Source organism: Flavobacterium urocaniciphilum (assembly GCF_900110615.1).
GTDB lineage: Bacteria > Bacteroidota > Bacteroidia > Flavobacteriales > Flavobacteriaceae > Flavobacterium > Flavobacterium urocaniciphilum.
Map to the genome: position 1 here is coordinate 180,829 of NZ_FOEI01000001.1, position 26,191 is coordinate 207,019.

29 protein-coding genes are annotated in these 26,191 nt (G+C 29.7%); 8 read left to right on the forward strand and 21 right to left on the reverse strand.

The genetic code is table 11. From position 1 onward, the window contains the following. Position 1: 1 nt before the first annotated feature. Together BMY86_RS00845 and BMY86_RS00850 are read right to left on the reverse strand one after the other, a co-directional pair. Positions 2–1,030: a proline iminopeptidase-family hydrolase gene (locus tag BMY86_RS00845; RefSeq protein ID WP_091463849.1), complete on the reverse strand. Its 1,029-nt coding sequence runs from the start codon at positions 1,028–1,030 to the stop codon at positions 2–4. 10 nt (positions 1,031–1,040) lie between these two features. Continuing rightward, the gene (locus tag BMY86_RS00850) at positions 1,041–2,816 is read right to left on the reverse strand and encodes an AMP-dependent synthetase/ligase (RefSeq protein ID WP_091463850.1); all 1,776 of its coding nucleotides are present in this window, start codon (positions 2,814–2,816) and stop codon (positions 1,041–1,043) included. A gap of 105 nt (positions 2,817–2,921) precedes the next feature. On the opposite strand from BMY86_RS00850, the gene BMY86_RS00855 reads away from it, so the two are divergent. Together BMY86_RS00855 and BMY86_RS00860 are read left to right on the forward strand one after the other, a co-directional pair. Next, positions 2,922–4,859 (forward strand): LTA synthase family protein, encoded by a 1,938-nt coding sequence (locus tag BMY86_RS00855; protein WP_091463853.1) that lies wholly within the window; start codon positions 2,922–2,924, stop codon positions 4,857–4,859. Positions 4,860–5,024: 165 nt separating this feature from the next. Further along, on the forward strand, positions 5,025–5,621 hold the full coding sequence (locus tag BMY86_RS00860) for a dual specificity protein phosphatase family protein (RefSeq protein ID WP_245745579.1): 597 nt from the start codon (positions 5,025–5,027) through the stop codon (positions 5,619–5,621). A 33-nt stretch (positions 5,622–5,654) separates the two neighbouring features. Here the strand turns inward: BMY86_RS00860 and BMY86_RS00865 are convergent, their stop codons facing one another. From BMY86_RS00865 to BMY86_RS00885, 5 genes are all read right to left on the reverse strand, one after another. Then, positions 5,655–6,428, reverse strand: a complete 774-nt coding sequence (locus BMY86_RS00865) for a sulfite exporter TauE/SafE family protein (RefSeq protein WP_091463856.1) — start codon at positions 6,426–6,428, stop codon at positions 5,655–5,657. 80 nt (positions 6,429–6,508) lie between these two features. Further along, complete coding sequence (tpiA, locus tag BMY86_RS00870; RefSeq protein ID WP_091463860.1) at positions 6,509–7,258, reverse strand: triose-phosphate isomerase; 750 nt, start codon at positions 7,256–7,258, stop codon at positions 6,509–6,511. Between the two features lie 82 nt (positions 7,259–7,340). Continuing rightward, positions 7,341–7,850 (reverse strand): TlpA family protein disulfide reductase, encoded by a 510-nt coding sequence (locus BMY86_RS00875; RefSeq protein ID WP_091463863.1) that lies wholly within the window; start codon positions 7,848–7,850, stop codon positions 7,341–7,343. Between the two features lie 76 nt (positions 7,851–7,926). Continuing rightward, complete coding sequence (locus tag BMY86_RS00880; RefSeq protein WP_091463866.1) at positions 7,927–9,021, reverse strand: TlpA family protein disulfide reductase; 1,095 nt, start codon at positions 9,019–9,021, stop codon at positions 7,927–7,929. 65 nt (positions 9,022–9,086) lie between these two features. After that, entirely contained in the window at positions 9,087–9,626 is a 540-nt protein-coding gene (locus BMY86_RS00885; protein ID WP_091463868.1) for a DUF1599 domain-containing protein, read from the reverse strand. A gap of 169 nt (positions 9,627–9,795) precedes the next feature. On the opposite strand from BMY86_RS00885, the gene folP reads away from it, so the two are divergent. Genes folP through BMY86_RS00900 form a run of 3 tightly spaced genes read left to right on the forward strand, consistent with a single transcriptional unit; the run spans position 9,796 to position 11,876 of the window. Further along, the gene (gene folP, locus BMY86_RS00890; protein ID WP_091463871.1) at positions 9,796–10,629 is read left to right on the forward strand and encodes a dihydropteroate synthase; all 834 of its coding nucleotides are present in this window, start codon (positions 9,796–9,798) and stop codon (positions 10,627–10,629) included. A gap of 17 nt (positions 10,630–10,646) precedes the next feature. Next, entirely contained in the window at positions 10,647–11,075 is a 429-nt protein-coding gene (locus tag BMY86_RS00895) for a DUF6210 family protein (RefSeq protein ID WP_091463873.1), read from the forward strand. Between the two features lie 42 nt (positions 11,076–11,117). Next, complete coding sequence (locus BMY86_RS00900; protein WP_091463878.1) at positions 11,118–11,876, forward strand: hypothetical protein; 759 nt, start codon at positions 11,118–11,120, stop codon at positions 11,874–11,876. A gap of 44 nt (positions 11,877–11,920) precedes the next feature. On the opposite strand, the gene rlmH is transcribed toward BMY86_RS00900, so the two are convergent. The 5 genes from rlmH to gcvT all read right to left on the reverse strand — a co-directional run bounded on the left by rlmH (position 11,921) and on the right by gcvT (position 17,476). Continuing rightward, positions 11,921–12,394 carry a 23S rRNA (pseudouridine(1915)-N(3))-methyltransferase RlmH gene (gene rlmH / locus BMY86_RS00905; protein ID WP_091463880.1) on the reverse strand — a complete coding sequence of 158 codons (474 nt, stop codon included), beginning with the start codon at positions 12,392–12,394 and terminating at the stop codon, positions 11,921–11,923. 103 nt (positions 12,395–12,497) lie between these two features. Next, entirely contained in the window at positions 12,498–13,211 is a 714-nt protein-coding gene (locus BMY86_RS00910) for a YebC/PmpR family DNA-binding transcriptional regulator (protein WP_091463882.1), read from the reverse strand. A 112-nt stretch (positions 13,212–13,323) separates the two neighbouring features. Then, positions 13,324–14,358: an LIC11966 family surface protein gene (locus BMY86_RS00915; RefSeq protein WP_091463885.1), complete on the reverse strand. Its 1,035-nt coding sequence runs from the start codon at positions 14,356–14,358 to the stop codon at positions 13,324–13,326. Between the two features lie 7 nt (positions 14,359–14,365). After that, positions 14,366–16,390 carry a carboxy terminal-processing peptidase gene (locus BMY86_RS00920; protein ID WP_091463892.1) on the reverse strand — a complete coding sequence of 675 codons (2,025 nt, stop codon included), beginning with the start codon at positions 16,388–16,390 and terminating at the stop codon, positions 14,366–14,368. A 3-nt stretch (positions 16,391–16,393) separates the two neighbouring features. Next, a complete protein-coding gene (gcvT, locus tag BMY86_RS00925; protein WP_091463895.1) occupies positions 16,394–17,476 on the reverse strand; it encodes a glycine cleavage system aminomethyltransferase GcvT in 1,083 nt (360 codons plus the stop codon). A gap of 167 nt (positions 17,477–17,643) precedes the next feature. Here gcvT and hutH point away from each other — a divergent pair, with 167 nt between their 5' ends. Next, complete coding sequence (gene hutH / locus BMY86_RS00930; RefSeq protein WP_091463898.1) at positions 17,644–19,131, forward strand: histidine ammonia-lyase; 1,488 nt, start codon at positions 17,644–17,646, stop codon at positions 19,129–19,131. A gap of 59 nt (positions 19,132–19,190) precedes the next feature. Here the strand turns inward: hutH and BMY86_RS00935 are convergent, their stop codons facing one another. The 8 genes from BMY86_RS00935 to rimK all read right to left on the reverse strand — a co-directional run bounded on the left by BMY86_RS00935 (position 19,191) and on the right by rimK (position 23,199). After that, positions 19,191–19,553, reverse strand: coding sequence for a DUF1304 domain-containing protein (locus BMY86_RS00935; RefSeq protein ID WP_177177101.1), 363 nt, complete (start codon positions 19,551–19,553; stop codon positions 19,191–19,193). 202 nt (positions 19,554–19,755) lie between these two features. Further along, positions 19,756–20,184, reverse strand: a complete 429-nt coding sequence (locus BMY86_RS00940; protein ID WP_091463906.1) for an SRPBCC domain-containing protein — start codon at positions 20,182–20,184, stop codon at positions 19,756–19,758. Further along, positions 20,184–20,366, reverse strand: coding sequence for a DUF1272 domain-containing protein (locus tag BMY86_RS00945; protein ID WP_091463909.1), 183 nt, complete (start codon positions 20,364–20,366; stop codon positions 20,184–20,186). Before BMY86_RS00945 ends, BMY86_RS00940 begins: the two co-directional genes overlap by 1 nt. Beyond that, positions 20,366–20,572: a hypothetical protein gene (locus tag BMY86_RS00950; protein WP_091463912.1), complete on the reverse strand. Its 207-nt coding sequence runs from the start codon at positions 20,570–20,572 to the stop codon at positions 20,366–20,368. The genes BMY86_RS00945 and BMY86_RS00950 overlap by 1 nt, the downstream gene beginning before the upstream one ends. After that, entirely contained in the window at positions 20,556–21,140 is a 585-nt protein-coding gene (locus BMY86_RS00955) for a TMEM175 family protein (protein WP_091463914.1), read from the reverse strand. The genes BMY86_RS00950 and BMY86_RS00955 overlap by 17 nt, the downstream gene beginning before the upstream one ends. A gap of 2 nt (positions 21,141–21,142) precedes the next feature. Next, the gene (locus tag BMY86_RS00960; protein WP_091463917.1) at positions 21,143–21,655 is read right to left on the reverse strand and encodes a DUF421 domain-containing protein; all 513 of its coding nucleotides are present in this window, start codon (positions 21,653–21,655) and stop codon (positions 21,143–21,145) included. Beyond that, positions 21,652–21,834 (reverse strand): GldL-related protein, encoded by a 183-nt coding sequence (locus BMY86_RS00965; protein WP_091463919.1) that lies wholly within the window; start codon positions 21,832–21,834, stop codon positions 21,652–21,654. The genes BMY86_RS00960 and BMY86_RS00965 overlap by 4 nt, the downstream gene beginning before the upstream one ends. A gap of 6 nt (positions 21,835–21,840) precedes the next feature. Then, positions 21,841–23,199, reverse strand: coding sequence for a 30S ribosomal protein S6--L-glutamate ligase (gene rimK, locus BMY86_RS00970; RefSeq protein WP_091463922.1), 1,359 nt, complete (start codon positions 23,197–23,199; stop codon positions 21,841–21,843). An 84-nt stretch (positions 23,200–23,283) separates the two neighbouring features. On the opposite strand from rimK, the gene BMY86_RS00975 reads away from it, so the two are divergent. Together BMY86_RS00975 and BMY86_RS00980 are read left to right on the forward strand one after the other, a co-directional pair. Further along, positions 23,284–23,661, forward strand: coding sequence for a DoxX family membrane protein (locus BMY86_RS00975; protein WP_091463925.1), 378 nt, complete (start codon positions 23,284–23,286; stop codon positions 23,659–23,661). Between the two features lie 136 nt (positions 23,662–23,797). Then, positions 23,798–25,519, forward strand: coding sequence for a T9SS type A sorting domain-containing protein (locus BMY86_RS00980; RefSeq protein ID WP_091465535.1), 1,722 nt, complete (start codon positions 23,798–23,800; stop codon positions 25,517–25,519). 59 nt (positions 25,520–25,578) lie between these two features. Here the strand turns inward: BMY86_RS00980 and BMY86_RS00985 are convergent, their stop codons facing one another. Continuing rightward, positions 25,579–26,190 (reverse strand): low molecular weight phosphatase family protein, encoded by a 612-nt coding sequence (locus BMY86_RS00985; protein ID WP_091465537.1) that lies wholly within the window; start codon positions 26,188–26,190, stop codon positions 25,579–25,581. Between the last annotated feature and the right edge of the window lies 1 nt (position 26,191).

Genomic DNA, 26,191 nt, shown 5'->3' on the forward strand with positions numbered 1-26,191 from the left:
ATTATATCTTCTTTTCATCCACATCTTTCAAAAATTGAATCAATCCAGTAAAATAAGTTTCTTGATCGTCGTATTGCGATAAGTGACTACCGTTTTTACAATACAAAAATCTTCCATTTTGAACTTGTGTTGCCATCCATTTCATGTGTTCTGGATCCATGGTGTCGTATTTTGCACCAATAGTTAATGTTGGAACAATTAATTCTTTTAATCTTTTCGAAACATCCCAATTTTTGATGTAGGCATCACCTGTAATTCCGAATTCACTATAGCCTTGCATCGAAATATATACTTCAGGATTGATGTGTTTGAAACATCTAGTAATCGATTCAGGCCAATCCTTTTGAGGTTTGCGTAAAATATGAGCCGTATAATAATGTTCAAAAAGTAATTCGGTATAACGTGGATTCGAAAAATCATTGTTTTTTTCTAATTGCATGATTTCAGCATATACTTCTTTTTTCATTTGCGGACCCAATACTTCTTGTGCATATTTGTTATACAACGGAATGCTTGAAACCATGTTTGAAATAATCAAACCCTTTAAATTTTTCTGATATTTTAAAGCATAATCCATAGCTAAAATTCCACCCCAAGATTGCCCTAAAATGTAAAAATTGTCTTTGTTTAAACCTAAGGCAATTCGTACTTGTTCAACTTCTTCTACAAATCGTTCGTTAGTCCATAGTGATTTGTCTTTTGGTTGATCAGAATAATATGAACCTAATTGATCGTAGTAAATAAATTCTATTCCTTCTTTAGGTAGATAACCTTCAAAAGATTCGTAAAGTTCATGTGTTAATCCTGGTCCGCCGTGTAAAAGCAAGACTTTTATTTTCGGATTATTTCCAATTCTTTTGGTCCAAACTTTAAAAGTACCTTTTGGAGTTTTAATAGGAATCATTTTAATACCACCAGTATATTGATCATCTTTATTTTCGAAAGTATGGTAGTTTTTTAACGAAAAATCTTCGCTCTTTTTACAAGAAAAGAAAGCGAAGATTAACGAAATGAATAGTATTTTTTTCATTTTTAGATTTTTATTCTCTATAAATTTTATCGTAAAGAGTTTGGTATTTTTCTTTGATAATTTTACGTTTCAATTTCATAGTTGGTGTTAAATGACCAGCGTCAATAGACCAAATATCTGGAGTTAATTCGAAACGTTTTACTTGTTCCCAATTTCCAAATTTCTTATTAGCTTCGTCAATGTCTTCTTGGAAACGAGCAATGACTTTCGGATTACTGCAAATTTCTTCGTTTGTTATTCCTATTTCAATTTTATGTCTGCTTGCCCATTCTTTTACGAAATCGAAAGCTGGTTGAATAAACGCAGCTGGCATTTTTTCACCATCTCCAATTACCATAATTTGTTCAATAAATCGAGATTGTTTAAAAGTATTTTCTAACACTTGAGGGGCAACATATTTTCCACCTGATGTTTTGAACATTTCTTTTTTACGATCTGTAATTTTTAAGAATCCTTCAGAATCAATTTCACCAATATCTCCAGTGTGGAAATAACCATCTTTAATTACTTCATTAGTTTGTGCTTCATCTTTGTAGTAACCCATCATTACATTCGGACCTTTACAAAGAATTTCTCCGTCTTCTGCAATTTTAACTTCTACATTATCGATTACTTTTCCAACAGTTCCAATTTTGAAACCTCTGTTTCTCATATCGTTTACAGAAATAACTGGAGATGTTTCAGTTAAACCGTAACCTTCCATAACTGGAATTCCAGCCGCAGTAAAGACTTTTGTTAAACGCGTTTGTAAAGCAGCACTTCCAGAAACTAATAGTTCTAATTCGCCGCCTAATCCTTCTTGCCATTTTGAGAAAATTAATTTTCTCGCAATTCCTAATTTGAAATTATAGAAAGCTCCGTTTTCATTATAAGGTTTAAATTCCATACCTAAATCTAAAGCCCAGAAGAATAATTTCTTTTTAATACCTGTTAAATCAGCACCTTTAGCATAAATTTTATCGTATACTTTTTCTAAAAGTCTAGGTACAACCGACATAACATGGGGATGCACTTCTTTTAAATTATCAGAAATTTTTTCAATACTTTCCGCAAAATAAATTGAAATTCCGCCGTATTGATAAACGTAAGTAAGCATTCTTTCGAAAATATGACAAATAGGTAAGAAGCTTAATGCACGAGTACTACCTTTTCGTAAAGGCATTCTATTGTCTGAACTTAATACATCAGATACAATATTATTATGTGAAAGCATTACACCTTTTGGTCTGCCTGTAGTTCCAGAAGTATAAATAATAGTTGCTAATTCTGTTGGAAGAACATTGTTTTTTCTTTCTTCAACTACATCTTGATTAGAAGCATCAGCACCTAATTCTAACAAATCACTCCATTTTTTGCAACCATCAATTTCATTAAAAGAATACACATCTACTAATAATGGAATTCGACTTTTTACAGACATTAATTTGTTGTACACTTCAATATCCGAAACGAAACATATTTTAGATTCAGAGTGATTTAAAATATATTCATAATCTTCTGGTGCAATTGTTGGATAAATAGGCACCGTTTGTGCTCCAGTTTGTAAACAACCAATATCTGAAATATGCCATTCCGTTCTATTGTTTGAAGAAATAATGGCAATTTTATCGTTTTTTTGAATTCCTAATCTAATTAATGCACGAGATAATGCATTTGCTTTATTTATATATTCTTGAGTAGAAGTTTTAACCCATTCATTACCATATTTTGTAACTAAAGCATCTGGTAAATTATATTTTTCTAATTGATAATAAGGGAAATCAAATAGTCTTGTAATATTTGTCATAAAAATAAATTAATACTGCAATGTATAAAAAAAATACATATTTATAAATTTTTTAACCTTTAAACTTCTAATATTATTAATTTTGCAGAACTTAATTTTTAAAATATGAAATCTATTTTTAGATTGGATGAATATAAAGTTCTGTTATACAGAATTTTTCTAGTATATATCTTTTATTTCCTGGCTAGGGTTTTATTTTATTTTTATAATAGCGATACTGTAGAAGTAGATTCTATTTCTCAATTTTTATCGCTATCATATCATGGTTTAGCTTTTGATACGACGGCAATTATTTATATCAACGGTTTGTTTATTTTACTATCTATTTTTCCGTTTTTCATCAATACGAAACCGAAATATCAAAAAGTATTATTTTACGTTTATTTTATTCCGAATTTAATTTTTTACTCTTTCAACTTTGTTGATTTTATTTACTATAAATATAATTTTTCTCGTTTAACGCTTGCTGCTTGGGATGTTTTAAAACATGAAGAATCTAAAGGAGGAATGTTGTTCCGTTTCATGATTACCTATTGGCATGTGTTCTTATTGTATATAGTTGTGGCTTTTTTATGGATTTTTCTTTATGGAAAAATGAAAGTAAAACAAAATTTGAATCCTGATTCTAAAGTGAAATACATGCTTAGATCTCTATTAGGAATTTTGATTGTTGCTACGCTATGTATTGGAGGAATTCGCGGTGATTTCAAAAAAAGTACACGACCTATTAATTTAGTTGATGCTAACAGACACGTGACTAAAACGCAACATGCCGATTTAGTTTTGAATTCTCCTTTTACATTCTTAAGAACTTTAGGTGTTCAATCGTTTAAAAAAGCTGATTTTAATGTTCCTCAAAATGTAATTGAAGAAAATTTTAAACCTATTAAGTTTTATAAATCAAACGATCCATCAACGCCAAATATTGTATTGATTATCACGGAAAGTATGGGTCGTGAATATTTAGGTGCTTTCAACAAACATTCAAATATTAAAAATTATAAAAGTTATACGCCATTTTTAGATTCATTGGCTAATCATAGTATGATTTATACAAATGCTTATGCGAATGGATATAAGTCAATTCATGGGATGTCGTCAATTATTTCCGGAATTCCTTCATTTAAAGATGCGTTTACTTCATCACCATATGCAAAACAGAAAATCGAATCGATGGTTTCTTGTTTGAAAAGCAAAGGTTATGATACTTCGTTTTTCCATGGTGCGCCAAATGGTTCAATGGGATTTTTAGGTTATGGAAATATCTTAGGTTTCGATCATTATTATGGAATGACAGAATACGGAAATGATAAAGATTTTGATGGTTCTTGGGGAATTTGGGACGAACCTTTTATGCAGTTTATGAACAAAACAATTAGTAAAAAGAAGGCGCCGTTTTTCAGTACTATTTTTACGGTTTCATCTCATGAACCGTATGTGGTTCCAGAAAAGTATAAAAATAAATTACCAAAAGGAGATATTCCAATGCATCAGCCGGTAGCGTATACTGATTTGGCTTTTAAGAAATTTTTCGAATCGGCTAAAAAAGAAACTTGGTTTCAAAATACGATTTTTATCATTACTGCCGATCATTGTAATCAGGTAAATTATATGGAAGAGTATTATGATAAAATGGTGAATCGTTTAGCGGTTCCAATTTTAATTTACAAACCGAATAGCAATTTAGTTGGTGAAAGTAATCAGTTAGCACAACATATTGATATTTTTCCAACGGTTATGGATTTAATTGGTTATGATAAACCGTTTAGAAGTTGGGGAAGAAGTTTGTTAAACCGACCAAACGATATTGAACCTTTTGTTATGAATCATAACACAGGTTTGTATTATTATCAGAAAGGGAACTATTTATGTGTATTTGATGGTAAAAATGCAATTGGATTTTATGATATCAATGATAAAAAGTTAACGAAGAATTTAATTGCTAAGCGAAATGCTGAAATGAATAAAATGGAAATGGCATGTAAAGGATTCATTCAAGATTATTTTAATAGAATTATTGATAAAAAGCTAACTGCTAAATAAAGAAATCAAATAAAAAAGAGCCAAGTAAAAAGGCAAAAGATAAAAGTGTTTTGCGAACTTTGCGAAATCTTTGCGTTTCTTTGCGGTAAAATAAAAAGTTTAATACTTAAATTCACTTTTATATTGTCTCTTACAACTTTATTTAAAAAGAAAAACATAACTTATATGACTAATATGTTTCAAAAAAATAAAAAAATATTTAGAATACTACTTCTAGTTATTACTATTGCTGCAATTGTTTGGGGAAAAAGTTACATTTATGATTACAAAATGAATCATAATTTTGAGACGATTACAGAAGGGAAAGTATTCAAAAGTGGCGTAATTCCACCAGATGAAATTGCTGATTATGTAGCGAAATATAAAATAAAAAGCATTATCGATTTGCGTTATCCTGGAACAGGTGACGATGTAAATAATCCTGAAATTCCATCAGAATTAAAAGCAGAAAAAGAAGCTGTTGCTAAAATTAAAGGTTTGAATCATTTTAATATTGGATCGGATCAAGTACCACAACAACACAATTTGGATGCTTTTTTCAAAGTAATGGATAATCCGGCTAATTATCCGGTTTTAATTCATTGTTTTCATGGTGTAGGTCGTGCACAAATGTATTCTGCAATCTATAGAATTGAATATGAAAATTGGACGAATGATGAAGCTCGTTTAGCAACTCGTACTATAGTAAAATTTAGTTCTTTCGATTTAGGAAAGCCTAAAGGTGATTATTTGCATAATTATGTGAAGAGAAGTAAAAAGTAAAAAGTAAAAAGTAAAAAGTAAAAAGTAAATGTGTTAAACAATCCCAAAACCTAACGCAATTGCAAAAACAATAATCATAAATGCCACGATTTTCTGAATGGTATCAATGGTTATTTTTTTGACCAATTTGTTTCCGAAATACACGCCAATAAAAGCTGAAAGTGTTGCCACAATAATTAAGTTCAAGTTTAAAGCGTCTTTCACTTTTGAAATGTTAGCAAAATACACCGACATTCGACTAATATCAATCATACAAGCGATAATCACACCAGTCGCAATAAACGCTTCTTTAGATAAGCCAACTTTCGTTAAAAAAGCACTTCTCAACGCACCTTGATGTCCGGAAAGTCCGCCAAAAAATCCACTCAACATTCCGCCAAGAGGCAAGTGTTTTTCTGGAAATTGTAAGTTTTTAAGTTTCGGAATCAATTCAAACAGCGCAAAGAAAATTAGTAATAAGGCAACAATTATTTTCATTAAAGTAATTTGAAAAACTTTCCCGTTTAAAGTATATTCTGAAAGAATATTGGCATGCGTAATCTTATCTAAAAGAAAAGCTCCTAAAAAAGAAAAAAGTAAAGCTGGAATTCCGAATTGTAACGCAATTTTCCAATTGATGTGTTTCTTAACTAAAACAAATTTAAAAGCATTGTTTGAAAAATGCACAATCGCCGTTAAAGCTATCGCCACATCTACAGGAAAAAATAAAGCAAAAGCAGGTAATAACAAAGTTCCTAATCCGAACCCTGAGAAAAAGGTTAGGGCAGAAGCAAGCAATGCGACAATTGGGATTAAGATGTATTCCATTTTTTGAGTCTTCAGTTGTCAGTCTCAGTCTCAGTTTTCAGTTACATTGATGACTGAAAACTGAGACTGAATACTAAATATTATATTCCAGAAATAATTCCAAAGAAATCGTTAGCGTTTAAAGCAGCGCCACCAATTAATCCGCCATCAACATCTGGTTTTGAAAAAATTTCTTTCGCGTTGTCTGGTTTTACACTTCCTCCATATAAAATAGAAACGTTTTCAGCGATTTCGCTTCCGTAAACTTTATCCACTAAATTTCTAACAAATAAATGCATCTCTTGAGCTTGTTCTGGAGAAGCTGTTTCACCAGTTCCAATTGCCCAAACAGGTTCGTAGGCTAAAACAATATTCTTCCAGTTTTCTTTAGAAATATGAAACAATCCATCACGTAATTGATATTCCACCACATTGAAATGATTATCGTTTTGTCTGTCTTTTAATTCTTCGCCAAAGCAAAAAATAACAGTCATGTCGTGAGCTAAAGCTGTATCCACTTTATTAGCTAATAAAGCATCATTTTCATGAAAATAGGCTCTTCTTTCACTATGACCTAAAATTACTGTATTTACTCCAATACTTGTTAACATGGTAGCAGAAACCTCACCTGTAAAAGCGCCACCTTCTGCTTGATGCATGTTTTGAGCAGCAATTTTAATATCGCTTCCTGCAACTAATTCCACAGCTTTTGCTAAAAAAGGAAAAGGAGTTGCTAAAATAATTTCAGCATTATTATTAGGTTTGTTATTTTTAATCTCGTTAATTAATTCAATGGCTTGAGGTAATGTTTTATTCATTTTCCAGTTACCTGCAACGATATTTTTTCTCATAATTCTAGTTCAAAAAAATAATGTCAATTTTAAAATAATGTGAAATCACATTAACATTTAAAACTGACATTACAATTGTTTATTATTTATTCTTTTCTATAGTTTCAGTAATTTTATCGAAATCTTTTTCAATTGCTCTAAATAATGCAATTTTACCTTTTTTGTCCACTACGATAAAACGTGGAATCCAATCTAATTGAATTGATTTTCCAAAAGCACCTTTCATTCCATCAGTAATTAAATAATTGTCACCTGAAACAGCATGTTTTTCAATTCCACTTTGCCAAGCGTCAAATGTTTTATCACAAGATAAGTTTACAAAAGCAACATCTGGATATTTAGCTTTTAATTCTTTTACTTGAGGCATACTTTTTACACAATCTGAACACCAAGAAGCCCAAACTTCAATTACAACAGTTTTTCCTTTATGTTGTTTTAAGATTTTCTCAAAAGAGATTTCAGATTTATCAGTTGCTGTTAATTTCGTTGTTAAACTTTCTTTAGAAAATTCATTTTGTCCTTCTGCTTTAGTTAAGCTAAGTCCAATTGCTACAGATGCTGCTATTGCCACAAGTACTAGTATTTTTTTCATGATTATTATATTAATGTTTATCGTTTGTTGTTTATTGTTTGTCGTTTAAATTTATTAGTAAATCGTAAATCTAAAATTACTTATAAACTACTTTTTCCATTGCTTTGCTGTTAAATGCATTTTCTGCAATTCCATCAAAAAATTTGATAACATTTCCATTATGTAAATAAATTATTCCAGGTGTGTCTTTTCCTGTTCCTAATTTTGTCCAAAAAGGAATTACATCTATTACTTTATATGGGAATTGTTTACCAGCATACTTTAAGAAATCTGGAATTTTTTCTGCTTCTTCATCCATAAATACAATTTGTACAGATGGGAAATCTTTATGTTTCTTTTGTAAAGCTACTAAATCTTTTGCGGCTTCACGACAATGTTCGCAACCAGGAACGAAGAAACATAATATTTTTTGACCTTTATCGATGTCGGCATAATATTCAGCATAACCAGAAACGGCTTGTTTCGGACCAGCTACTTTTTTAATTTCTGAAACAGCATTTTCAATTATAACTTTTGCAGAATCTTTAACAGTTGTTTCTGTAATTTTAATTGTATCTTGAAAATGCGGAATGGTATCTATTAATGCACCTTCAATAGTAGTTTCAGCTGAACTTGTTGTAGTCGCAGCTTTCATTGGTGCAATCATGAATAATCCTAAAATACATCCTAAAGTAACAGTGGTTAAAATCCAAAAGTTTGATTTTTTATCGTTTTCAATGATTTTCCAAAGCCATACTAATAATCCAACAGCGATGATGTTTTTGATAATCGCTTCGATAGGTGTCATTGGAATTAATTCGCCAAAACAGCCACAATTACCTGTATTTCCACCAGTTGAAATGGTTACATAACTCAAATGCATGATGAAAATAACTAATAAACTTATCGTTGCTGGAATTGTAATTTTTTTCAAATAATTGTTATTCAATAATAAAAATCCAAGTGCGAATTCAATTCCGATTAATATTCTTGAAAAATAAGGAGCAATTGCTTCTGAAAATCCTAATGTGATTAATTGTTTGATTTCAAAAGTTGAAATCGCAAAATAAGGTGAGAAATCGATGAAAGGAAAATCTGCAATCCAACCTTTTGATATTTTGGCTATAGCCGAAACAATAAAAAGTAAAGCAACTACAATTCTAATGGTCCAAGATATATTTTTTGTATTCATGTGTTGTTTAATGATTGTAACAAATATAAACAGGCTTTTTGAAAGTTAGTGTTAATGACTTGTTATTAAAATTTACCCATATGAATTAAGGCAAAAACCGAATAGTTAATCATGTCTTGGTAATTGGCATCAATTCCTTCTGAAACTAAGGTTTTTCCTTTGTTGTCTTCAATTTGTTTTACACGTAAAATCTTCTGAATGATTAAATCTGTTAACGAACTTACTCGCATATCGCGCCAAGCTTCACCATAATCGTGATTTTTATCTTCCATTAATTGCTTAGTGATGGCAATTTTTTCATTGTATAATTTTATTGCTTCATCCGCTGGCATATCTGGTTGCGTAGCAATTCCTTTATCCATTTGAATTAAAGCCATCGCACAATAATTGATGATACCAATAAATTCTGAAGTTTCATCTTCATCAACTTTTCGAACCTCATTTTCTTGTAAACTTCTGATTCTTTGTGCTTTTATGAATATTTGATCGGTTAAAGATGGTAATCGTAAAACACGCCAAGCTGTACCGTAATCGTGAGCTTTTTTAGTAAATAATTCTCTGCAAACTGCTATTACTTTGTCGTATTCTTGTGAGGTATTGCTCATTATTATTTTATATTTGTATTATATTTAAATTTCGTCAGTTCGAATGATTTTTAAATCTGCTTCTCGATACATTCCGATTAGAAATCGGAACACTCGAAGTGACGATTTAAAATATTGTATCTAGTATAGAAATTTAGATTTAAAAGTTCAAATATAACTAAAAAATTATATGTCAACAATAAACTGCAAAGGAACGCTTATCGATTTATCAACACCAAAAGTGATGGGAATTGTGAATGTAACTCCAGATTCTTTTTTTGATGGTGGAAAACTTTACAATCCTGATAAAATTATTGCTCAAGTTGAGAAAATGCTGCATGAAGGTGCTACGTTTATTGATTTAGGCGGTTATTCGAGTCGACCAGGAGCCGATTTTGTTTCGGAAGAAGAAGAGTTGAATAGAATTGTGCCTATAGTGAAATTATTGGTGGATAAATTTCCAGATATATTAATTTCAATAGATGCCTTTCGAAGTGAAGTGGCTAAACAAGCAATTCAAAATGGAGCTGCGATTATTAATGATATTTCAGCAGGTTTGTTAGATGAGAGAATGTTAGAAACGGTTGCGAAATTGCAGGTTCCTTATATTATGATGCATATGAAAGGAACGCCACAAACCATGCAAAGTTTGGCTAATTATGATGATTTGTTAAAAGAAATGAATTTTTATTTTTCGGAACGAATTGCGAAAGCCAGAAGTTTTGGATTGAATGATATTATTATTGATCCTGGTTTTGGATTTGCAAAAACTTTAGAACATAATTTCGAATTGCTACAAAAAATGCAATTATTACACTTTCATGATTTACCCATTTTAGTAGGAATTTCTAGAAAATCAATGATTTATAAAACATTAGATACGAATCCTGAAAACGCTTTAAACGGAACTACTTTTTTACACGCGTTTTGCTTGCAAAATGGGGCGAAAATTTTACGTGTTCATGATGTTGCAGAAGCAGTGGAATGCGTTAAACTAATTAGCCAATTTTCAATTAACAATTAGTCAATTTTATAGATTTTATGTTAAAACCTACTATAAAAATATATGATGCAGTTGGTTTAGGATTAATAATTTCTTTTCCATCTGGTGTGGAAATTTTAAATCAAACTGGCGGAATAGCTTGTAATCAATCAGCAATTGAAGGAATTTATCTGCCAATTGCTAATGAATGTAGTATGTCAAATGAATTAATTAGTCCAGAAATTGAATTAATGGAATATTTTTCAACTTATGCAAGTGATTCTTTACAAGAAATTGATGTTGAAAATATAAATAAGATTCTTGAAAAATATAAATTATCTGATTTCATTAAAATTGATTTTGATAAATTAACTGAATCACATGAATCTTGGATTTATGTAAATGTTTCCAATGATGAAAAATACGATTTATTAGATAATTTCAATTTTCCTTTGAAAGGTGTTTTGACTTGGAGTAATAGTGATTAATTGGCACATTGAAAATTGTCAATTGATTAAATCTGTTTTAGTATGAATATTTTTAAAAAAATTAAAGAAGTCTTTGAGCGTAAAAAAGCATTAAATGAGATTTATGATGATTTAAGTAATCTCAATGAGGTTTTATTGGAAAAAAGACTTGAGATTTTTAATGAATTAATAACTCCAAAATTTGCAGAAATTGGACTTACAAATTGGAATGGTAAATATTTGTGGTATAGTGATTTTAATGAAGATGGAATTAAACATGTAATTGAATATAATGTGTTTAGATATTTTGGAGGTTCGTTTTCGTATGGAAATTGTTATAATTTCGTGCCTATTTTTAATAACAAAAACAAGTTGAGTTATAGTAAAACGGATAAATCAACGAAAGTAATGTATTATAAAAGATTTAAGGGTTGGCAAAAAAGTTATGAAACTGAAAGTCCGATTAATATTGATAAAATTAGTACGGTAAATGAAGAAAAACTTAGAAAAAGCATCAAATTAGTATTAGAAAATAATTTATCTTATTTAGATGATTGGTTTAAGAAAACGAAAACATTAGATGAAAATATTGCTGCTTTGAATTTTGATTTTGAAAATCCTCCGTTTGAATATAGTCATGTTCAAAGAAGTATTTCAGTAAACTATTTATTGTCTTTTTTGTATGATAAAAAAGGAAATAAAGATTTAAGTGTTAAGCATTTATTAAAGCATTTCGAAGAAAAATTAATTCAAGAAGAAAATGAAGTTCAGTTTGAAATTTTGAAAAATAAGTTCGATTTTCTTAAAAATGTAGAATTATAATTTTTTTATTAATTGGAACATCGACAAATTGCCCAATCGACTAATTAATTATGATGATACGGTTCGTTATTTAATATCGTGAATCCTCGATAAATTTGTTCTATCACAAATAATCGAACCATTTGATGCGAAAATGTCATTTGCGATAACGATACTTTTCCTTGTGTTTTTTGATAGACTTCTTCCGAAAAACCATACGGTCCGCCAATTACAAAAGCCAAAGTTTTAATTCCTGAATTCATTTTCTTTTGTAAAAAATCAGAGAAACCTACACTGCTAAATTCTTTGCCGTTTTCGTCCAATAAAATTAATTGATCGGTTGCAGCAAGTTTGGATAAGATAAGTTGACCTTCTTTTACTTTTTGCTCGCTTTCCGATAAGTTTTTTACGTTTTTGATGTCTGGAATTACTTCCAATTCAAATTTTACATAAAATCCTAAACGCTTTGTGTATTCATCAATTAAAGCTTGTAGATTTTTATTGTCGGTTTTGCCAATTGCTATAAGTTTGATGTTCATTTTAGCTGGAAGTTAGGAGTTGGAAGTTGGAAGAAAAAATGCAGAAATCTTGCGATTTCTGCATTTAAACTGTATACTAAAAACTGATGACTGAATACTAGGTTTAAGCTTCAACCATCGTGTGGAAAACGTTCATTACATCGTCGTCTTCCTCAATTTTTTCTAATAATTTTTCTACATCAGCAACTTGATCTCCAGAAAGTTCTTTAGTTACTTGTGGAATTCTTTCAAATCCAGAAGATAAAACTTCAATTCCTCTGTTTTCTAATTCTTTTTGAATAGCTCCAAAACTTTCAAATGGCGCATACATTACGATTCCATCTTCATCAGCGAAAATTTCTTCTACACCAAAATCAATCATTTCTAATTCTAATTCTTCTACATCCTGACCTTCAGAAGGAATTCTAAAGTTACAAGTATGGTCAAACATGAATTCTACTGAACCTTGTGTTCCTAACGTTCCGTTACATTTGTTGAAATAACTTCTAATGTTTGCAACTGTTCTGTTGTTATTATCTGTAGCTGTTTCAATTAAGATTGCAATTCCGTGAGGTGCATAACCTTCAAATAAAACTTCTTTATAATTCGCTGTATCTTTATCAGATGCTTTTTTAATGGCTCTTTCTACATTATCCTTAGGCATGTTAGCTGCCTTGGCATTTTGTATTACTGCTCGTAAACGTGAGTTAGTTTCAGGGTTTGGTCCGCCTTCTTTAACTGCCATTACAATATCTTTACCAATTTTAGTAAATGTTTTTGCCATAGCGCCCCAACGTTTCATTTTACGGGCTTTTCTAAATTCAAATGCTCTTCCCATTTCTGTATTGAGTTAATGTGTTAATTTTTTTGCAAAAATAAGTGTAATTTTTTTTTAAAACAATTAAAATGAATTTCTTAGTTTTTATCTTTTAAAAAATTCAATTAATTATTTAGTCATTCGGAATGTGTTTCGAAATAAATTGACTAGAAGTATTATTCCAACTATTGACATGTTGTAATTTCTCTTGATCAAATTTTGTATTTACTTTATTAAAATTTGCGATTTTAGTATTTATTTCTTTGATCAAATTATTATAACTATCAATTTCTTCTTTAGTTCTATCTGAAGCTTTTTTCTTTTCAATATTTTGTTTTGCATTTTCAAATTTGTTGTTAAACATAAAGAAATCAATAACAGACGGAATTTGTTCTACAGTAACTTTTTTATAAGCCTCTAAACTTTTTTTAGTTGCATTAATTAAAGATGCATCATTATTGTAGGGTTTGATGTTTTTCAATTTTTCTAATCCTTCATCTGCGTATGCAGCTAATGAATTTGAATTTTGTTGAATAGCAGCTAAATCTTTAGCTTCAATTGCTTTTGAAAGTTGTAAATCAGTAATGTTACATTTGAAGAAAATTAAATATAAATCACTTTGAAAATTAAATACAGCATTTGAAAGTGCCATTTTTTTTCCAATTGCTGATTCTTGACCTTCAGTTAATGTAATATTGTATTTTTCTGCAAACTTTTTTTGTCCAACAGATACTTTTTCATGTTCACGATTCATACGCTCGTTTACTAAATCTTGCATTTTAATGTAAGCTTCCATAAAGTCATATGATTGTTCTGAAACTTCTTGTAAATCGATAATTTTAGCGTATTCTTCACTAATGATGATTTCAGATATTTTTAAATAATCAACAATAATATTTTTAAATTCTACATCACCATTGTATCCATTTTTTAAATTGGAGATGTTTTTATGAGCAGTTTGTATACTTTTAATTAAGTTTTTTCTAGTTGCATCTATTTTTCTACCACTTTTAGAATGTGCAATGGTTTTAGTGTATTTCCATGTTTCTTTAGTAATATTGTCTTCTTGTTTTGCAATATATTCTAAGTATGCAACCGGTGTTTTAAAATCTTGTGCAAAAAATGAAGTTGAAATTAATAGAAAAGTTAGTAAGGTTAGTTTTTTCATAATAGTTTTATTTTTTAGTTAAGTCGTTTAATATGTTTGTTGCTTCAAAAATATGAGCATTAGTAGAAACTTCTTTTATTTTATTTTCAAAATCAATTTTTAAATCTTCATCAAATTGTATTACGTCTTTATCAAAAGTATTTAAACTAAATTTTAAATTGAAATTGGTTTTTAAAATTTTTTCAGTTTCTAAATATAAATTATCTAATGAATGTACATCCTCAAAAACATTTTTAAATTTAAGCAAAACTCTTTTTTCTTTTCTTTTAAAGAAACTATCTACTTTATCATTTACATTTTTAATATTCGTAAAGTAAGGATTGCTATTAATTCTATTTAAACTGTTTTGAATAACTGCAGTGTAATCAGTATTTAATTTTTTGAAATCTAAATTAATATTTATAGTATCATTTTTTAAAGCATATTTTTCATCTTTTTCTTTTGGAAGAAGATTGTTGAATAAATTCGGTAGTTCAATATGAGGTTGAATACCAGAACTTTGATTGCTTTTTCCTGTTATTTGATAAAATTTTTCGATGGTAACTTTTATGAATTCTTGGTTATCACTTTGATAATTTAAGGGCAAAATGGATTGCATGCTTCCTTTACCAAAAGTAGTATTACCAAGTAAAATAGCTCTGTTATAATCTTTTAAAGTGCCTGCAAAAAACTCACTAGCAGAAGCAGAAAGACCATTAATTAAAATTACAATTGGGTCGTTATAAACGATACCTTTATTAAAATCTTTTAGTATAACAGGCTTTTCATTTTTATTAGATAAAACGGAAACCGGTCCTAAATCAATAAACATTCCAACCATTTTTATGCATTCTTCAATGCTTCCACCGCCATTAAATTCTAGGTCGATTATTAGACCTTTAATTTTTTCTTCTTTTAGTTTGAAAATTTCTTTAAATAAATCATTACTAACTGGATTCGTGCCTAATTCGTCATAGTAAAAACTTGGAATTTTAATGTATCCATATTTAGATTCATTTTCTACTATTAAGCTATAAACAGTATTTTGATAGTTTTTAATTTTATTTTTTTCTAAAGTAGACGTATAAATACTACCATCTTTTTTTCTAAAAGTTACTTTAAGATTGTAGGCTTTACTATCGTTTAGAATCGTATTTATTTTCTCAGTTGTTCCGCAATTAATTTCAATTTTCTCCTCATTCGTTTCGAAATTTAAAATTTGATCTCCAACACTAATTTTTTTATCATTATAGGCACTTGTACCAGTAATAATTTTTTGAACAAAAAATTCATCATCTTCATTTATTTCGATAATAATTCCTAAAGAATTATCATTTGAATTTAATGCTGTTGTAAATTCATTTTTTTCAATGTTTGAAAAATAGTTTGTATGTGGATCGAAATATTCACAAAAGGTTTTGTAAAAATCTGCATAAAATTTTTCTTTTAATTTTGAGTCATTTAAAAGGTTGTTAATTTTACAAAATTGATTGGCAAAAACTTTTTCCTTTGCAGATGTCTTTAAACTATTAATTTTTGCAATTAAAGAATCTTTATTTTTACTTAACTTAGAAATTTCTTGAAAGATGTCGAATACAATTCTCTTTTTTAAAACTTTCTTTAAAGTAGCTTCGTCTTTAAAAAAATCTCTTTTTCCTCTTGATAGATATATTGTGTCTGAAGTATCAGATGCGTAATTTTCAAGTTGGAGTTGTTCTATTATTTTTTTATTTCGTTCAATACCAGACTTATAGAAAATAAAAATTTCCTCTAAAAATTCACATTTAGAGGAAATTATATAATCATCAATTTTTAATTCATGTTTTTTTAAGCTTTCAATTTCTTTTTTGGTGAAAAAAGCTATGTCAGAGTCAATTCTATTAAAGAAATCTGAAAATAAAGCTTTTGATAAAGAATCATTTACTGCTTTTGGTTTATAATGCTCCGTTTGTAATAAATTATTAATTTTATTTAACGTTTTACATGCAGTTTCTGCATCTTGAGCAAAACTAAAATAAGAAACAAGTATAAAAAATAGAAATGCTTTTTTCATAAATTATTTCTTCAAAAATGGCATTTTAACCACTTTTGCTTTAATGTCTTTATTTCTAATTCTGATGTAAATTTCAGAATCTGGAGTAGACAATTCCGTAGGTACATAACCCATTCCGATTGCAATTCCTAATGATGGCGATTGAGTACCAGAAGTAACAATTCCAACTACATTTCCATTTGCATCAGCAATTTCGTAATCGTGACGAGGAATTCCTCTATCAACCATTTCAAATCCGATTAATTTTCTAGTAACACCAGCTTCTTTTTGAGCTTTTAAGTTTGCTGAATTAGTAAATTCTTTATCGAATTTTGTAATCCATCCTAAACCTGCTTCTAATGGAGAAGTTGTATCGTTAATATCGTTACCGTATAAACAGAATCCCATTTCTAATCGTAACGTATCACGAGCTGCTAAACCAATTGGTTTGATTCCGAATGCTGCACCAGCTTCAAAAACTTTAGCCCAAATAGTTACAGCATCTTCATTTTTGAAATATATTTCAAAACCGCCTGAACCAGTATATCCTGTAGCAGAAACAATTACATCTTGTTTTCCAGCGAATTCACCAATTTGGAACGTATAATATCCCATGTTGGCTAAATCGATGTTTGTTAAACTTTGCATCGCTTCAGCAGCTTTTGGTCCTTGAATCGCTAATAATGAATAATCATCAGAATTATTAATCATTTCTACACCTAAATCGTTGTGAGAAGCAATCCAATTCCAATCTTTTTCAATGTTTGAAGCGTTTACAACTAACATATAATGATTGTCAGCAATTTTGTAAACAATTAAATCATCTACAATTCCACCTTCATTATTTGGTAAGCAAGAATATTGTGCTTTTCCATCTACTAATTTTGAAGCATCATTTGAAGTTACTTTCTGAATTAACGCTAATGCATTTTCTCCTTTTAAGAAAAATTCACCCATGTGCGAAACATCAAAAACACCAACACCAGTTCTAACGGTTTCGTGTTCTACATTTACTCCTTCATATTGAACAGGCATATTGAAACCTGCAAATGGAACCATTTTTGCTCCTAAACTTTCGTGAATAGCTGTTAATGCTGTATTTTTCATTGTGTGATGTTAAAAAATTTAAAGTTGCTAAAGTATTGAAAATTCTTAAAAAAATAAGCATAAAAACCCATAAATAATAAGAATATCACAAAATACTGTTTTAATACTAATAATAGTTGCATTTTAAGAATTGTTTACTGAATTTTGTCACCTAAAATAATAACACAATGCATTATATAGATTCATCATTACTTTCGATTGATAAAGTTAGAGAAATTATTTTCGAAGGAAAAAAACTAGCACTTTCAGAAGAAGCTACTTCAAAAATAGAAAAGTGTAGAACATATTTAGACGAGAAAATGGCTTCAAATGAAAAAGCTATTTACGGAATTAATACAGGTTTTGGTTCGTTATACAATATTAAAATATCTACAGAAAATTTAACGAAACTTCAAGAGAATTTAATGAAATCTCACGCTTGTGGAACGGGCGAAGAAGTGCCTCATGAAATTGTAAAAATCATGTTGTTGTTAAAAATTCAATCGTTAAGTTACGGACATTCAGGTGTGCAGATTGAAACAGTACAACGTTTAATTGATTTTTATAATAATGATATTTTACCTGTTGTTTATACGCAAGGTTCATTAGGAGCAAGTGGCGATTTATCTCCATTAGCACATTTATGTTTACCATTAATTGCTGAAGGAGAAGTGTATTATGAAGGTTTCCGTCAACCGGCTCATAAAGTTTTAGGAAAATTAAATTTAGCTCCAATTACTTTAAAATCTAAAGAAGGTTTAGCGCTTTTAAATGGAACTCAATTTATGAGTGCTTATGGTGTTTATAATTTAATTCAAGCTGATAAATTATCTCAATTAGCCAATATAGTTGGTGCAGTTTCTTTAGAAGGTTTTGATGGTAGAATTGAGCCATTTAACGAATTAATTCATTTGGTTCGTCCACACAAAGGACAATTATCAACAGCTCAACACATGATGGAGTTGTTAGAAGATAGCGAAATTATCGCACAACCTAAAAAACATGTTCAAGATCCGTATTCATTTAGATGTATTCCGCAAGTTCACGGAGCTTCTAAAGATGTTATCGATCATGTGAAAAAAGTATTCACTACGGAAATTAATTCGGTGACTGATAACCCGAATATTTTTGTAGGTGAAGATGAAATTATTTCAGGAGGAAATTTCCACGGACAACCTTTAGCCATGGCTTTAGATTATTTAGGAATAGCCTTATCTGAATTAGGAAGTATTTCTGAAAGAAGAACGTATCAATTAATTTCTGGTTTAAGAGAATTGCCTGCATTTTTAGTAAGCAATCCGGGTTTAAATTCAGGATTTATGATTCCACAATATACTGCGGCAAGTATTGCTAGTCAGAATAAACAATTAGCTACGCCAGCAAGTATCGATAGTATTGTTTCGAGTAACGGACAAGAAGATCACGTAAGTATGGGAGCAAATGCTGCGACAAAAACGTTGAAAATTGTGGAGAATTTGGAACGTATTTTGGCAATTGAATTGTTTAATGCATCTCAAGCAATTGAATTCAGAAGACCATTAAAATCAAGTGATTTCATCGAAATGTTTGTAAAAACATATAGAGAAGAAGTTCCTTTAGTTTCTGAAGATAGAATTTTACATTACGATATTGAAAAATCGATTCAGTTTTTAAGAAGTTTTCAAGTAGAAGCGTAATTTAAGAACCAAGTAAAAAGTAAAAAGGCAAAAGTTTAAATAGAACTTTTGCCTTTTTTTTATCTAAGAAATGTAAAAACTATACCTACAATTGCCGGAATTCCTTGTACAAAAAAGATTCTTTTGGAAACAGAATACCAGCCGTATAAAGCTGCAACTAAAACGCAGCCTAAAAAGAAAAATGCAATGTTTTTACTCCAAATTGCATCACAAATAAATAATGACCAAAGTAATCCGGCTGCTAAAAATCCGTTATATATACCTTGATTGGCAGCTAATGTTTTAGTAGGTTCAAATAGATGTTCTGGTAAAGTTTTGAATACTTTTTTTCCAGTGGTTGTCCAAACAAACATTTCTAACCATAAAAAGTAGAGGTGAAGTAAAGCAACAATTACGATGCTAATTTTTGATGCTATTTCCATAATTTATAGGTTTAGTTTACTGCCGTCGTTGTTGTTTTTTAGTATTTTCACAATTAAAATAATGCATGAAAGCAACATGAATAATATTGAAAGTATATTAGCTTCAACACTAAAAGGCCAATGCATTAATTTGATTAGGTTTCCAATTAACCAAAAAACTATTCCAATTAAGAATAAGGCAATTATATATTTGTATTTCATTTTAATTTCTTTCGCTAAATGGAGTAATTATTCCGTTTTCTAAATAGTTTTTAAGTTGGTTTAACAACATTGCCCAACAAAAGCTTGCCACTTTAAATTCTTTAGAAACTGTTGCCCATTTAGTATGATAAAATTCGATTTCAGTTTTATTTGAATCAATTTCAATTAATTTGAATCCGAATTGGGTAGGAAGCCATTCTTCCTTCGCTTCTAATATTGAAAATTCTATTATTTGTTTTTCTTCAAATTTGGAGATTTTGGCAAACCAATTGTATTCATCTGTAAAATTCAAATTATACACTTCACTTAATTTCGGAACTCCGCTGCATTGTAACGTCCACCAATTGTTCAATCCAGATGGCGTAGAAACCGCTTCAAAGAATTTATCTTTGGAAACATTAACAACGAAATTGTGAAAAATAGTATGCATTAATTTTCTTTTTTACGTTTAGGTCTTTTAACTAATTCACCATTACAATTCGGACAAATAAAATTCATTTCTTCTGAACAAGTTTCACAAAAAGTACATTCATAACTACAAATACAAGCTTTTGATTGCATGTTTAATTGGGTGTTGCACTTTTCACAAGATGTTTTATAATCCAAAGCCATTATCTGTTTTTATTTTTCAATAAATAAACCATAATTACGGCGCCAAAAATAATTTCTAAAGCTACTCCAGTGTTAAAAATTAGGGTAGCACCAGGCCATTCCATTATTTTAAATAAGGCTCCAAATCCTACAATAAAACTACATGCAATGATTATAAGTAATAATTTTTTGAATTGATCTTCCATTGAGTTATTTTTCTTTTTCATTAAAAATTCGTTCAATTCTTTTGTCGGGTACGAGCCAAAGTAGTGCGACTAAAATATAAATTGCACCTGAAATTGCTACAAAATATTGAGTTGAAAATACTGCAATAATATATAGAAAGACAGAAATTTTTCCTTTATAATCTTTCCCAACGGCTTTTGCTAAATCGGAATTTAAACCATGAGAACAAATGATTTGATACTGTAAAATATTAAACGCAATTCCGTTCATTAAAAGTATAATTCCGTAAATCATCATAGGAAAACTAGCAAAATGATGTTCTCCTATCCATGCTGTTGCGAAAGGAATTAAGGAAAGCCAAAAAAGTAAATGTAAATTGGCCCATAAAATTTTACCATTCACATTTTTTACCGTATGCATCATGTGATGGTGATTGTTCCAATAAATGGCAACGTAAATAAAACTTAAAATATAACTTAGAAACTTATGCGACATTTTAAAAAAAGCATGAAATGAAGTGTCAGATGGAACTTTAAATTCCAAAACCATGATGGTAATAATAATGGCTAAAACACCATCACTAAAGGCTTCTAGTCGGTTTTTGTTCATGATTAATTATTTAAGTCACTTAATGTTTTATGAATTCTTTTGTGCTTAGTTTGTATTAAATTTTCATTTCCAGAAATAACGCTTATACTACCGTTTATTTCAAGCATGGCTAATTTTACTTGTTTGTAATTTTCAACACCATGTTCTCTAATCGCTTCATCTAATTCATCAGAAGAGATTCCTAATCGAGCTAAGGTTTTGAATTCTATTTTGCCATCGTGAATTAAAATCTCTGGTTTGCTTTGCACTAATTTGTTTAAGAATTTCGATTTACTAACCACTTTTTTGAAGATGATATTAATCACAAATAAAGAAAAAGCAGCAATTATTCCACCTTCCAATGAAACATTGCTACCCACCATAGCATTTTGAACCGCATTACTTATTAATAAGATTAAGACAATGTCGAAAGCATTTAATTGTGATAATTCCTTTTTTCCAAAAATGCGAAAAGCAATTACCATAAAAAAGTAAACACAAACACTTCTAATAACGATGTCTATATACGGATTCATTTAGGTTTTTTTAGAATTAGTCCAATCAAAATAATAATTGCAAATGCTTCAGTAAAAGAACCAATTATTAAAAGAATACTTGCATAAGGCCAGTGCATTATTTTGAAAAGAGCACCAATTATTGTAAAAATCATTCCTAATAAGAACAATACTAATGGAATTTTATATTTATTAGTCATGCTTATTTATTTAATACTTTTCTCGATGGCTTTAATCATTTCTCCCGCAATATCTTTTTGAGTAGCGCCTTCAATTCCCTCTAATCCTGGAGATGAATTTACCTCTAATAATAATGGTCCTTTGCTAGATCGAATAATATCCACTCCGGCCACTTTTAAATTCATGGCTTTTGCAGCTTTAATGGCAATTTTTTTCTCTTCAGAAGTTACTTTTACCACTGAAGCAGTTCCACCCATATGAATATTTGCTCTGAATTCACCAGGAGCGGCTTCACGTTGCATAGCAGCTACTACTTTTCCGTCTACAACAAATAAACGTAAATCTTTTCCATTGGCTTCTTTAATGAATTCTTGAACTAAGATGTTTGCATTCAAACTTTTAAACGCATTAATAACTGATTCGGCAGCTTTTTTGGTTTCCGCTAAAACGACACCTTTTCCCTGAGTTCCTTCTAATAACTTTACGATTAATGGCGAACCACCAACCATTTTAATTAAATCGTCGGTATCTAAAGGAGAATTTGCAAATCCAGTTGTTGGAATGTCGACTCCATGATTTAATAATAATTGTAATGAAAATAATTTATCTCTTGATTGTGTTATCGCAGCTGCGCTATTCAAAGCAAAAACTTTTAACGCTTCAAACTGACGCGTAAGCGCGCAACCGTAATACGTCATGCTTGGACGAATTCTCGGAATAATCGCATCAAAATCATTTAAAACTAATCCACCTCTATAATGTATTTCCGGATTAGAAGCACTTAATTTCATGTAACAATACTTCAAATTAAGAAAATGCATATCGTGACCGCGCATTTCACCTGCTTCAATTATTCTACGGTTACTATATAATTCAGGGTTACTGGCTAAAAGTCCAATTTTTAAACCTTTTTTACTTGGTTCGTTATAATAAAATTCTTTTAAGCTTTCAGATGAAGGTTGACCCAATTCGAATTTCTTTTCAGGATCAACAATCAATCTTCCAACCATGGCTTCACGACCTAAAAGCATACGATAACCCATAGAATCTCTATTGGTTAAAGTAACTTCTACAAGCCATTTATGTAAGCCCAATTCAACTTCAGTTCGAATTACATATCGTTTTTCTCTGGTACCGTTTGAACTTTTTACAATTCGTTGATCCACTAATTGAGCGTCACAATGAATGACAGATTTTGAATTATTTTGTATTGGATTGATGTCGAATTTTAACCATTCTTCATCATTTTTTTTATAGGGTTTTATATTGATTGCATGTAGTGCAGAAGTTTTAGCACCAGAATCAACTCGAGCTTTAATTGCTGGAATACCTAATTGAGGAAAAGCGCACCATTCTTCGCTTCCAATTAACGTTTTTTCTTGCATTGAAATATAATTAGAAATCTAAATTACTACTATTTTTTATAATTTACTATCTTTATAATACTTTAACCTTAAATTTTTTATGATATGAAAATTGCTACCATTATTGTAAGAGTACTTTTAGGAGCAATGATGTTATTTGCTTCTATTTCTTATTTTTTTAATTTGATGGGTGAACAACCTCAACCTACCGGAGATTTAGCCACTTTAATGGCTGGATTCGCTGCTTCAAAATATATTTTTCCTGTAGCAAAATCGATTGAATTGTTAGCAGGATTAATGTTAGTAAGTGGAAAATTTGTAAGACTAGGAACAATTATTTTACTGCCAATTAGCGTCAATATTTTTTTAATTCATACTGTTGTAACCGGAACAGATATTCCAATGGCAGCTGCAATTTTAGTAGCAAATTTATTTTTAATATATGCTAATTGGGAAGCTTTTAAAGAAATAGTAAAATATTAAAATCAAATATTTTCTGAGTACAAGTAAATGTTGGTATTTCTATGAAAATAACATAAAATGTGAAAAAATTTCAATAAAAAACTTAAAAAGTTAAAAAATATTCTTATTTTGGTGCTTTAACATATTATGCATGCATATGAAAAAAAATACTTTTTTAACTTTATTTTCATTATTATCAATTAGTATAGCTAGCTCTCAAAGCTTAACTTTTAAGCCTAGGCCAACAGAATTTGAGTTTCAAGAAATTCGAAAAGATTCATTATTTCAAATGAAATCTGTTTCACTAAATCAACGAGTAAATTTTGAAAGTAAACTTCCTTATCCAATCATTTTTATTCATGGGTTAAATTCAAGTTCGAGTACTTGGGATGCATCAACGGCTTATTTTGATTCTCAATATGGGATGACATTTGGAGGTCGCTTCGATTTTTGTTTAAATGCAGATGGTAATCATGGAACTGCAAATTTAAATATCTATCCAACAGCTGGAGCAGATATTGCAGCTTTTGAAACAACTATGATTCCAGGTGATTATTATACAGTGAATTTTAATGTTAACGTTGATGGTTCCCTAGGGAATGGCGCATTAAGCAATCAATCAGCCATATATAAGCAAGGAATCGCTGTAAAGAAAGCTGTCGAAAGGGTTATGCAATTAACGGGTAAAAATAAAGTTATTTTAGTAGGTCATAGTATGGGTGGATTGGCATCTCGTCAGTATATTCAAAATACCAATTATTGGCAACCGGATAATGCTCATCATGTAGCTAAGTTATTAACTTTAGGTACGCCACATGGTGGAAGTAATGCTAGTGATACAGGTTTAGGATGGTTTGCTGGAATTGATACTAAAAGCGAAGCCATTCGAGATTTAAAAATATCATATTATTATAGTGGTGATGCCGGTAGATTTTTATACGGTGGAATTGAAGTCAATAATTCTAGTAATATGAATGAGCATCTTTTTGGAGCTGATTTTTATAATTACGATGTAAATTGTAGTGGAAATATTGGTGATAATGTAGTAGGTTTAAATTCCAAACCTTTAGATAATTTAATTGATTTTTCAAGCGTTATTGGAAGAATTACAGGAGGAACTACTGATGGAGTAGTAGCTGAACCACAATCAATTATGGATACGTATTTTACAACCTTAACGTATCCAACTAAATTTTTCTATTATAATTCTACTTTCGATTTTATTGAAAATCATACTGAATTACCAGGATATTATTACCAAATTATGCAAGGTTTAGACGAACCAAATTTTAAAGAATTAGCTTATGTAGTCAATACAAATAAAATTTATAATGGCTTTACTACTGTTCAATCTAATACTTCTGATGCGGATCAAGATTTTTATAAATTCACAATTTCAGGTGGTGTAATGAACGCAGCTGTTGATATTTCATCAATTAATACAAGTGTAATGAATGCTTCAGTATTAGATAGTAGTGGAAACATAGTTGGAACAGTCGTTGCTAATTCAGGAAGTACAATTTCGTTTGTTAGAACTTTAACTCCAGGAGATTATTTCTTAAAAATTGTAAGTACAACTCCAACGAATACGAATTATCAAACACCTTATAATTTTGTAATCAATACAACATTAGGAACTTCAGATTTTGATTTAGATAAAGTTGCATTTTATCCAAATCCAGTTAAAGATATATTGCATTTAGACACTATTTCTGTTTCTAAAGCGACTGTATATTCGTTATTAGGTCAGCAATTAGAAGTAATGGAATTTAATTCAGCTTCTAAAGAAATTGATATGTCGAAATATGCTAAAGGAATTTATTTAATTACTCTTGAAAGTGAAAATAGTAGTAACACGATCAAGGTGATTAAAGATTAATTTTTTTGTTTTGTTTAGTTGAAAAAAAAAATCCCGATTTATCGGGATTTTTTGTTGCGTTATATTTTGATATTTGAAAAAACGTAATGCATTTCAGATGCAATTTCAAAACTTCTTTCCGAATATTTTTCATTCATTAAATCTGTACCATCAAATTCTTTCGGATCGTTATATCGAATTGGAAATCTTTGTTCAGCACCTACAATAAATGGACAACCTTCATCGACTGAAGAACAAGTCATAATCGCTGCAAATTCAGATTTAGGATTGAAATTATCATCAAAAGTTTTTGAAAAACAGATGATTGCTGGTTCGTTGTCCGAAAATTTTACTGCATAAATTGGATTTTGAGTTTCACTTAATTGAAGTATTTCAAAACCTTGATTGTTCAGTGTTTCTGCAATTTTTGGAAACATTGCTGTGGTTTCTGTTCCACCAGAATAACAAAACACAGTATTGATTCCGAAATGAAAAGCCATAGTTTGCGCCCAAATTTGACTTAAATGACTTCTTCTCGAATTATGTGTACAAATAAAATTTAAGCGAATTGGATTTTTTTGATCCACTTTATTTTGAATGTAATCAATTAGTGGTTGTAATACTTCTTTTCGTTCTTCTAATATTGAAGTTTGAGCAATATTTGTAATGTTTTTGGATAAATTAGAAAACATA

What these genes read in the sequence shown, in the direction of transcription:
- BMY86_RS00845 (WP_091463849.1), bottom strand. Translation starts at nt 1,030, where the DNA reads ATGAAAAAAATACTATTCATTTCGTTAATCTTCGCTTTCTTTTCTTGT.
- BMY86_RS00850 (WP_091463850.1), bottom strand. Translation starts at nt 2,816, where the DNA reads ATGACAAATATTACAAGACTATTTGATTTCCCTTATTATCAATTAGAA.
- BMY86_RS00855 (WP_091463853.1), top strand. Translation starts at nt 2,922, where the DNA reads ATGAAATCTATTTTTAGATTGGATGAATATAAAGTTCTGTTATACAGA.
- BMY86_RS00860 (WP_245745579.1), top strand. Translation starts at nt 5,025, where the DNA reads ATGACTAATATGTTTCAAAAAAATAAAAAAATATTTAGAATACTACTT.
- BMY86_RS00865 (WP_091463856.1), bottom strand. Translation starts at nt 6,428, where the DNA reads ATGGAATACATCTTAATCCCAATTGTCGCATTGCTTGCTTCTGCCCTA.
- tpiA (WP_091463860.1), bottom strand. Translation starts at nt 7,258, where the DNA reads ATGAGAAAAAATATCGTTGCAGGTAACTGGAAAATGAATAAAACATTA.
- BMY86_RS00875 (WP_091463863.1), bottom strand. Translation starts at nt 7,850, where the DNA reads ATGAAAAAAATACTAGTACTTGTGGCAATAGCAGCATCTGTAGCAATT.
- BMY86_RS00880 (WP_091463866.1), bottom strand. Translation starts at nt 9,021, where the DNA reads ATGAATACAAAAAATATATCTTGGACCATTAGAATTGTAGTTGCTTTA.
- BMY86_RS00885 (WP_091463868.1), bottom strand. Translation starts at nt 9,626, where the DNA reads ATGAGCAATACCTCACAAGAATACGACAAAGTAATAGCAGTTTGCAGA.
- folP (WP_091463871.1), top strand. Translation starts at nt 9,796, where the DNA reads ATGTCAACAATAAACTGCAAAGGAACGCTTATCGATTTATCAACACCA.
- BMY86_RS00895 (WP_091463873.1), top strand. Translation starts at nt 10,647, where the DNA reads ATGTTAAAACCTACTATAAAAATATATGATGCAGTTGGTTTAGGATTA.
- BMY86_RS00900 (WP_091463878.1), top strand. Translation starts at nt 11,118, where the DNA reads ATGAATATTTTTAAAAAAATTAAAGAAGTCTTTGAGCGTAAAAAAGCA.
- rlmH (WP_091463880.1), bottom strand. Translation starts at nt 12,394, where the DNA reads ATGAACATCAAACTTATAGCAATTGGCAAAACCGACAATAAAAATCTA.
- BMY86_RS00910 (WP_091463882.1), bottom strand. Translation starts at nt 13,211, where the DNA reads ATGGGAAGAGCATTTGAATTTAGAAAAGCCCGTAAAATGAAACGTTGG.
- BMY86_RS00915 (WP_091463885.1), bottom strand. Translation starts at nt 14,358, where the DNA reads ATGAAAAAACTAACCTTACTAACTTTTCTATTAATTTCAACTTCATTT.
- BMY86_RS00920 (WP_091463892.1), bottom strand. Translation starts at nt 16,390, where the DNA reads ATGAAAAAAGCATTTCTATTTTTTATACTTGTTTCTTATTTTAGTTTT.
- gcvT (WP_091463895.1), bottom strand. Translation starts at nt 17,476, where the DNA reads ATGAAAAATACAGCATTAACAGCTATTCACGAAAGTTTAGGAGCAAAA.
- hutH (WP_091463898.1), top strand. Translation starts at nt 17,644, where the DNA reads ATGCATTATATAGATTCATCATTACTTTCGATTGATAAAGTTAGAGAA.
- BMY86_RS00935 (WP_177177101.1), bottom strand. Translation starts at nt 19,553, where the DNA reads ATGGAAATAGCATCAAAAATTAGCATCGTAATTGTTGCTTTACTTCAC.
- BMY86_RS00940 (WP_091463906.1), bottom strand. Translation starts at nt 20,184, where the DNA reads ATGCATACTATTTTTCACAATTTCGTTGTTAATGTTTCCAAAGATAAA.
- BMY86_RS00945 (WP_091463909.1), bottom strand. Translation starts at nt 20,366, where the DNA reads ATGGCTTTGGATTATAAAACATCTTGTGAAAAGTGCAACACCCAATTA.
- BMY86_RS00950 (WP_091463912.1), bottom strand. Translation starts at nt 20,572, where the DNA reads ATGAAAAAGAAAAATAACTCAATGGAAGATCAATTCAAAAAATTATTA.
- BMY86_RS00955 (WP_091463914.1), bottom strand. Translation starts at nt 21,140, where the DNA reads ATGAACAAAAACCGACTAGAAGCCTTTAGTGATGGTGTTTTAGCCATT.
- BMY86_RS00960 (WP_091463917.1), bottom strand. Translation starts at nt 21,655, where the DNA reads ATGAATCCGTATATAGACATCGTTATTAGAAGTGTTTGTGTTTACTTT.
- BMY86_RS00965 (WP_091463919.1), bottom strand. Translation starts at nt 21,834, where the DNA reads ATGACTAATAAATATAAAATTCCATTAGTATTGTTCTTATTAGGAATG.
- rimK (WP_091463922.1), bottom strand. Translation starts at nt 23,199, where the DNA reads ATGCAAGAAAAAACGTTAATTGGAAGCGAAGAATGGTGCGCTTTTCCT.
- BMY86_RS00975 (WP_091463925.1), top strand. Translation starts at nt 23,284, where the DNA reads ATGAAAATTGCTACCATTATTGTAAGAGTACTTTTAGGAGCAATGATG.
- BMY86_RS00980 (WP_091465535.1), top strand. Translation starts at nt 23,798, where the DNA reads ATGAAAAAAAATACTTTTTTAACTTTATTTTCATTATTATCAATTAGT.
- BMY86_RS00985 (WP_091465537.1), bottom strand. Translation starts at nt 26,190, where the DNA reads ATGTTTTCTAATTTATCCAAAAACATTACAAATATTGCTCAAACTTCA.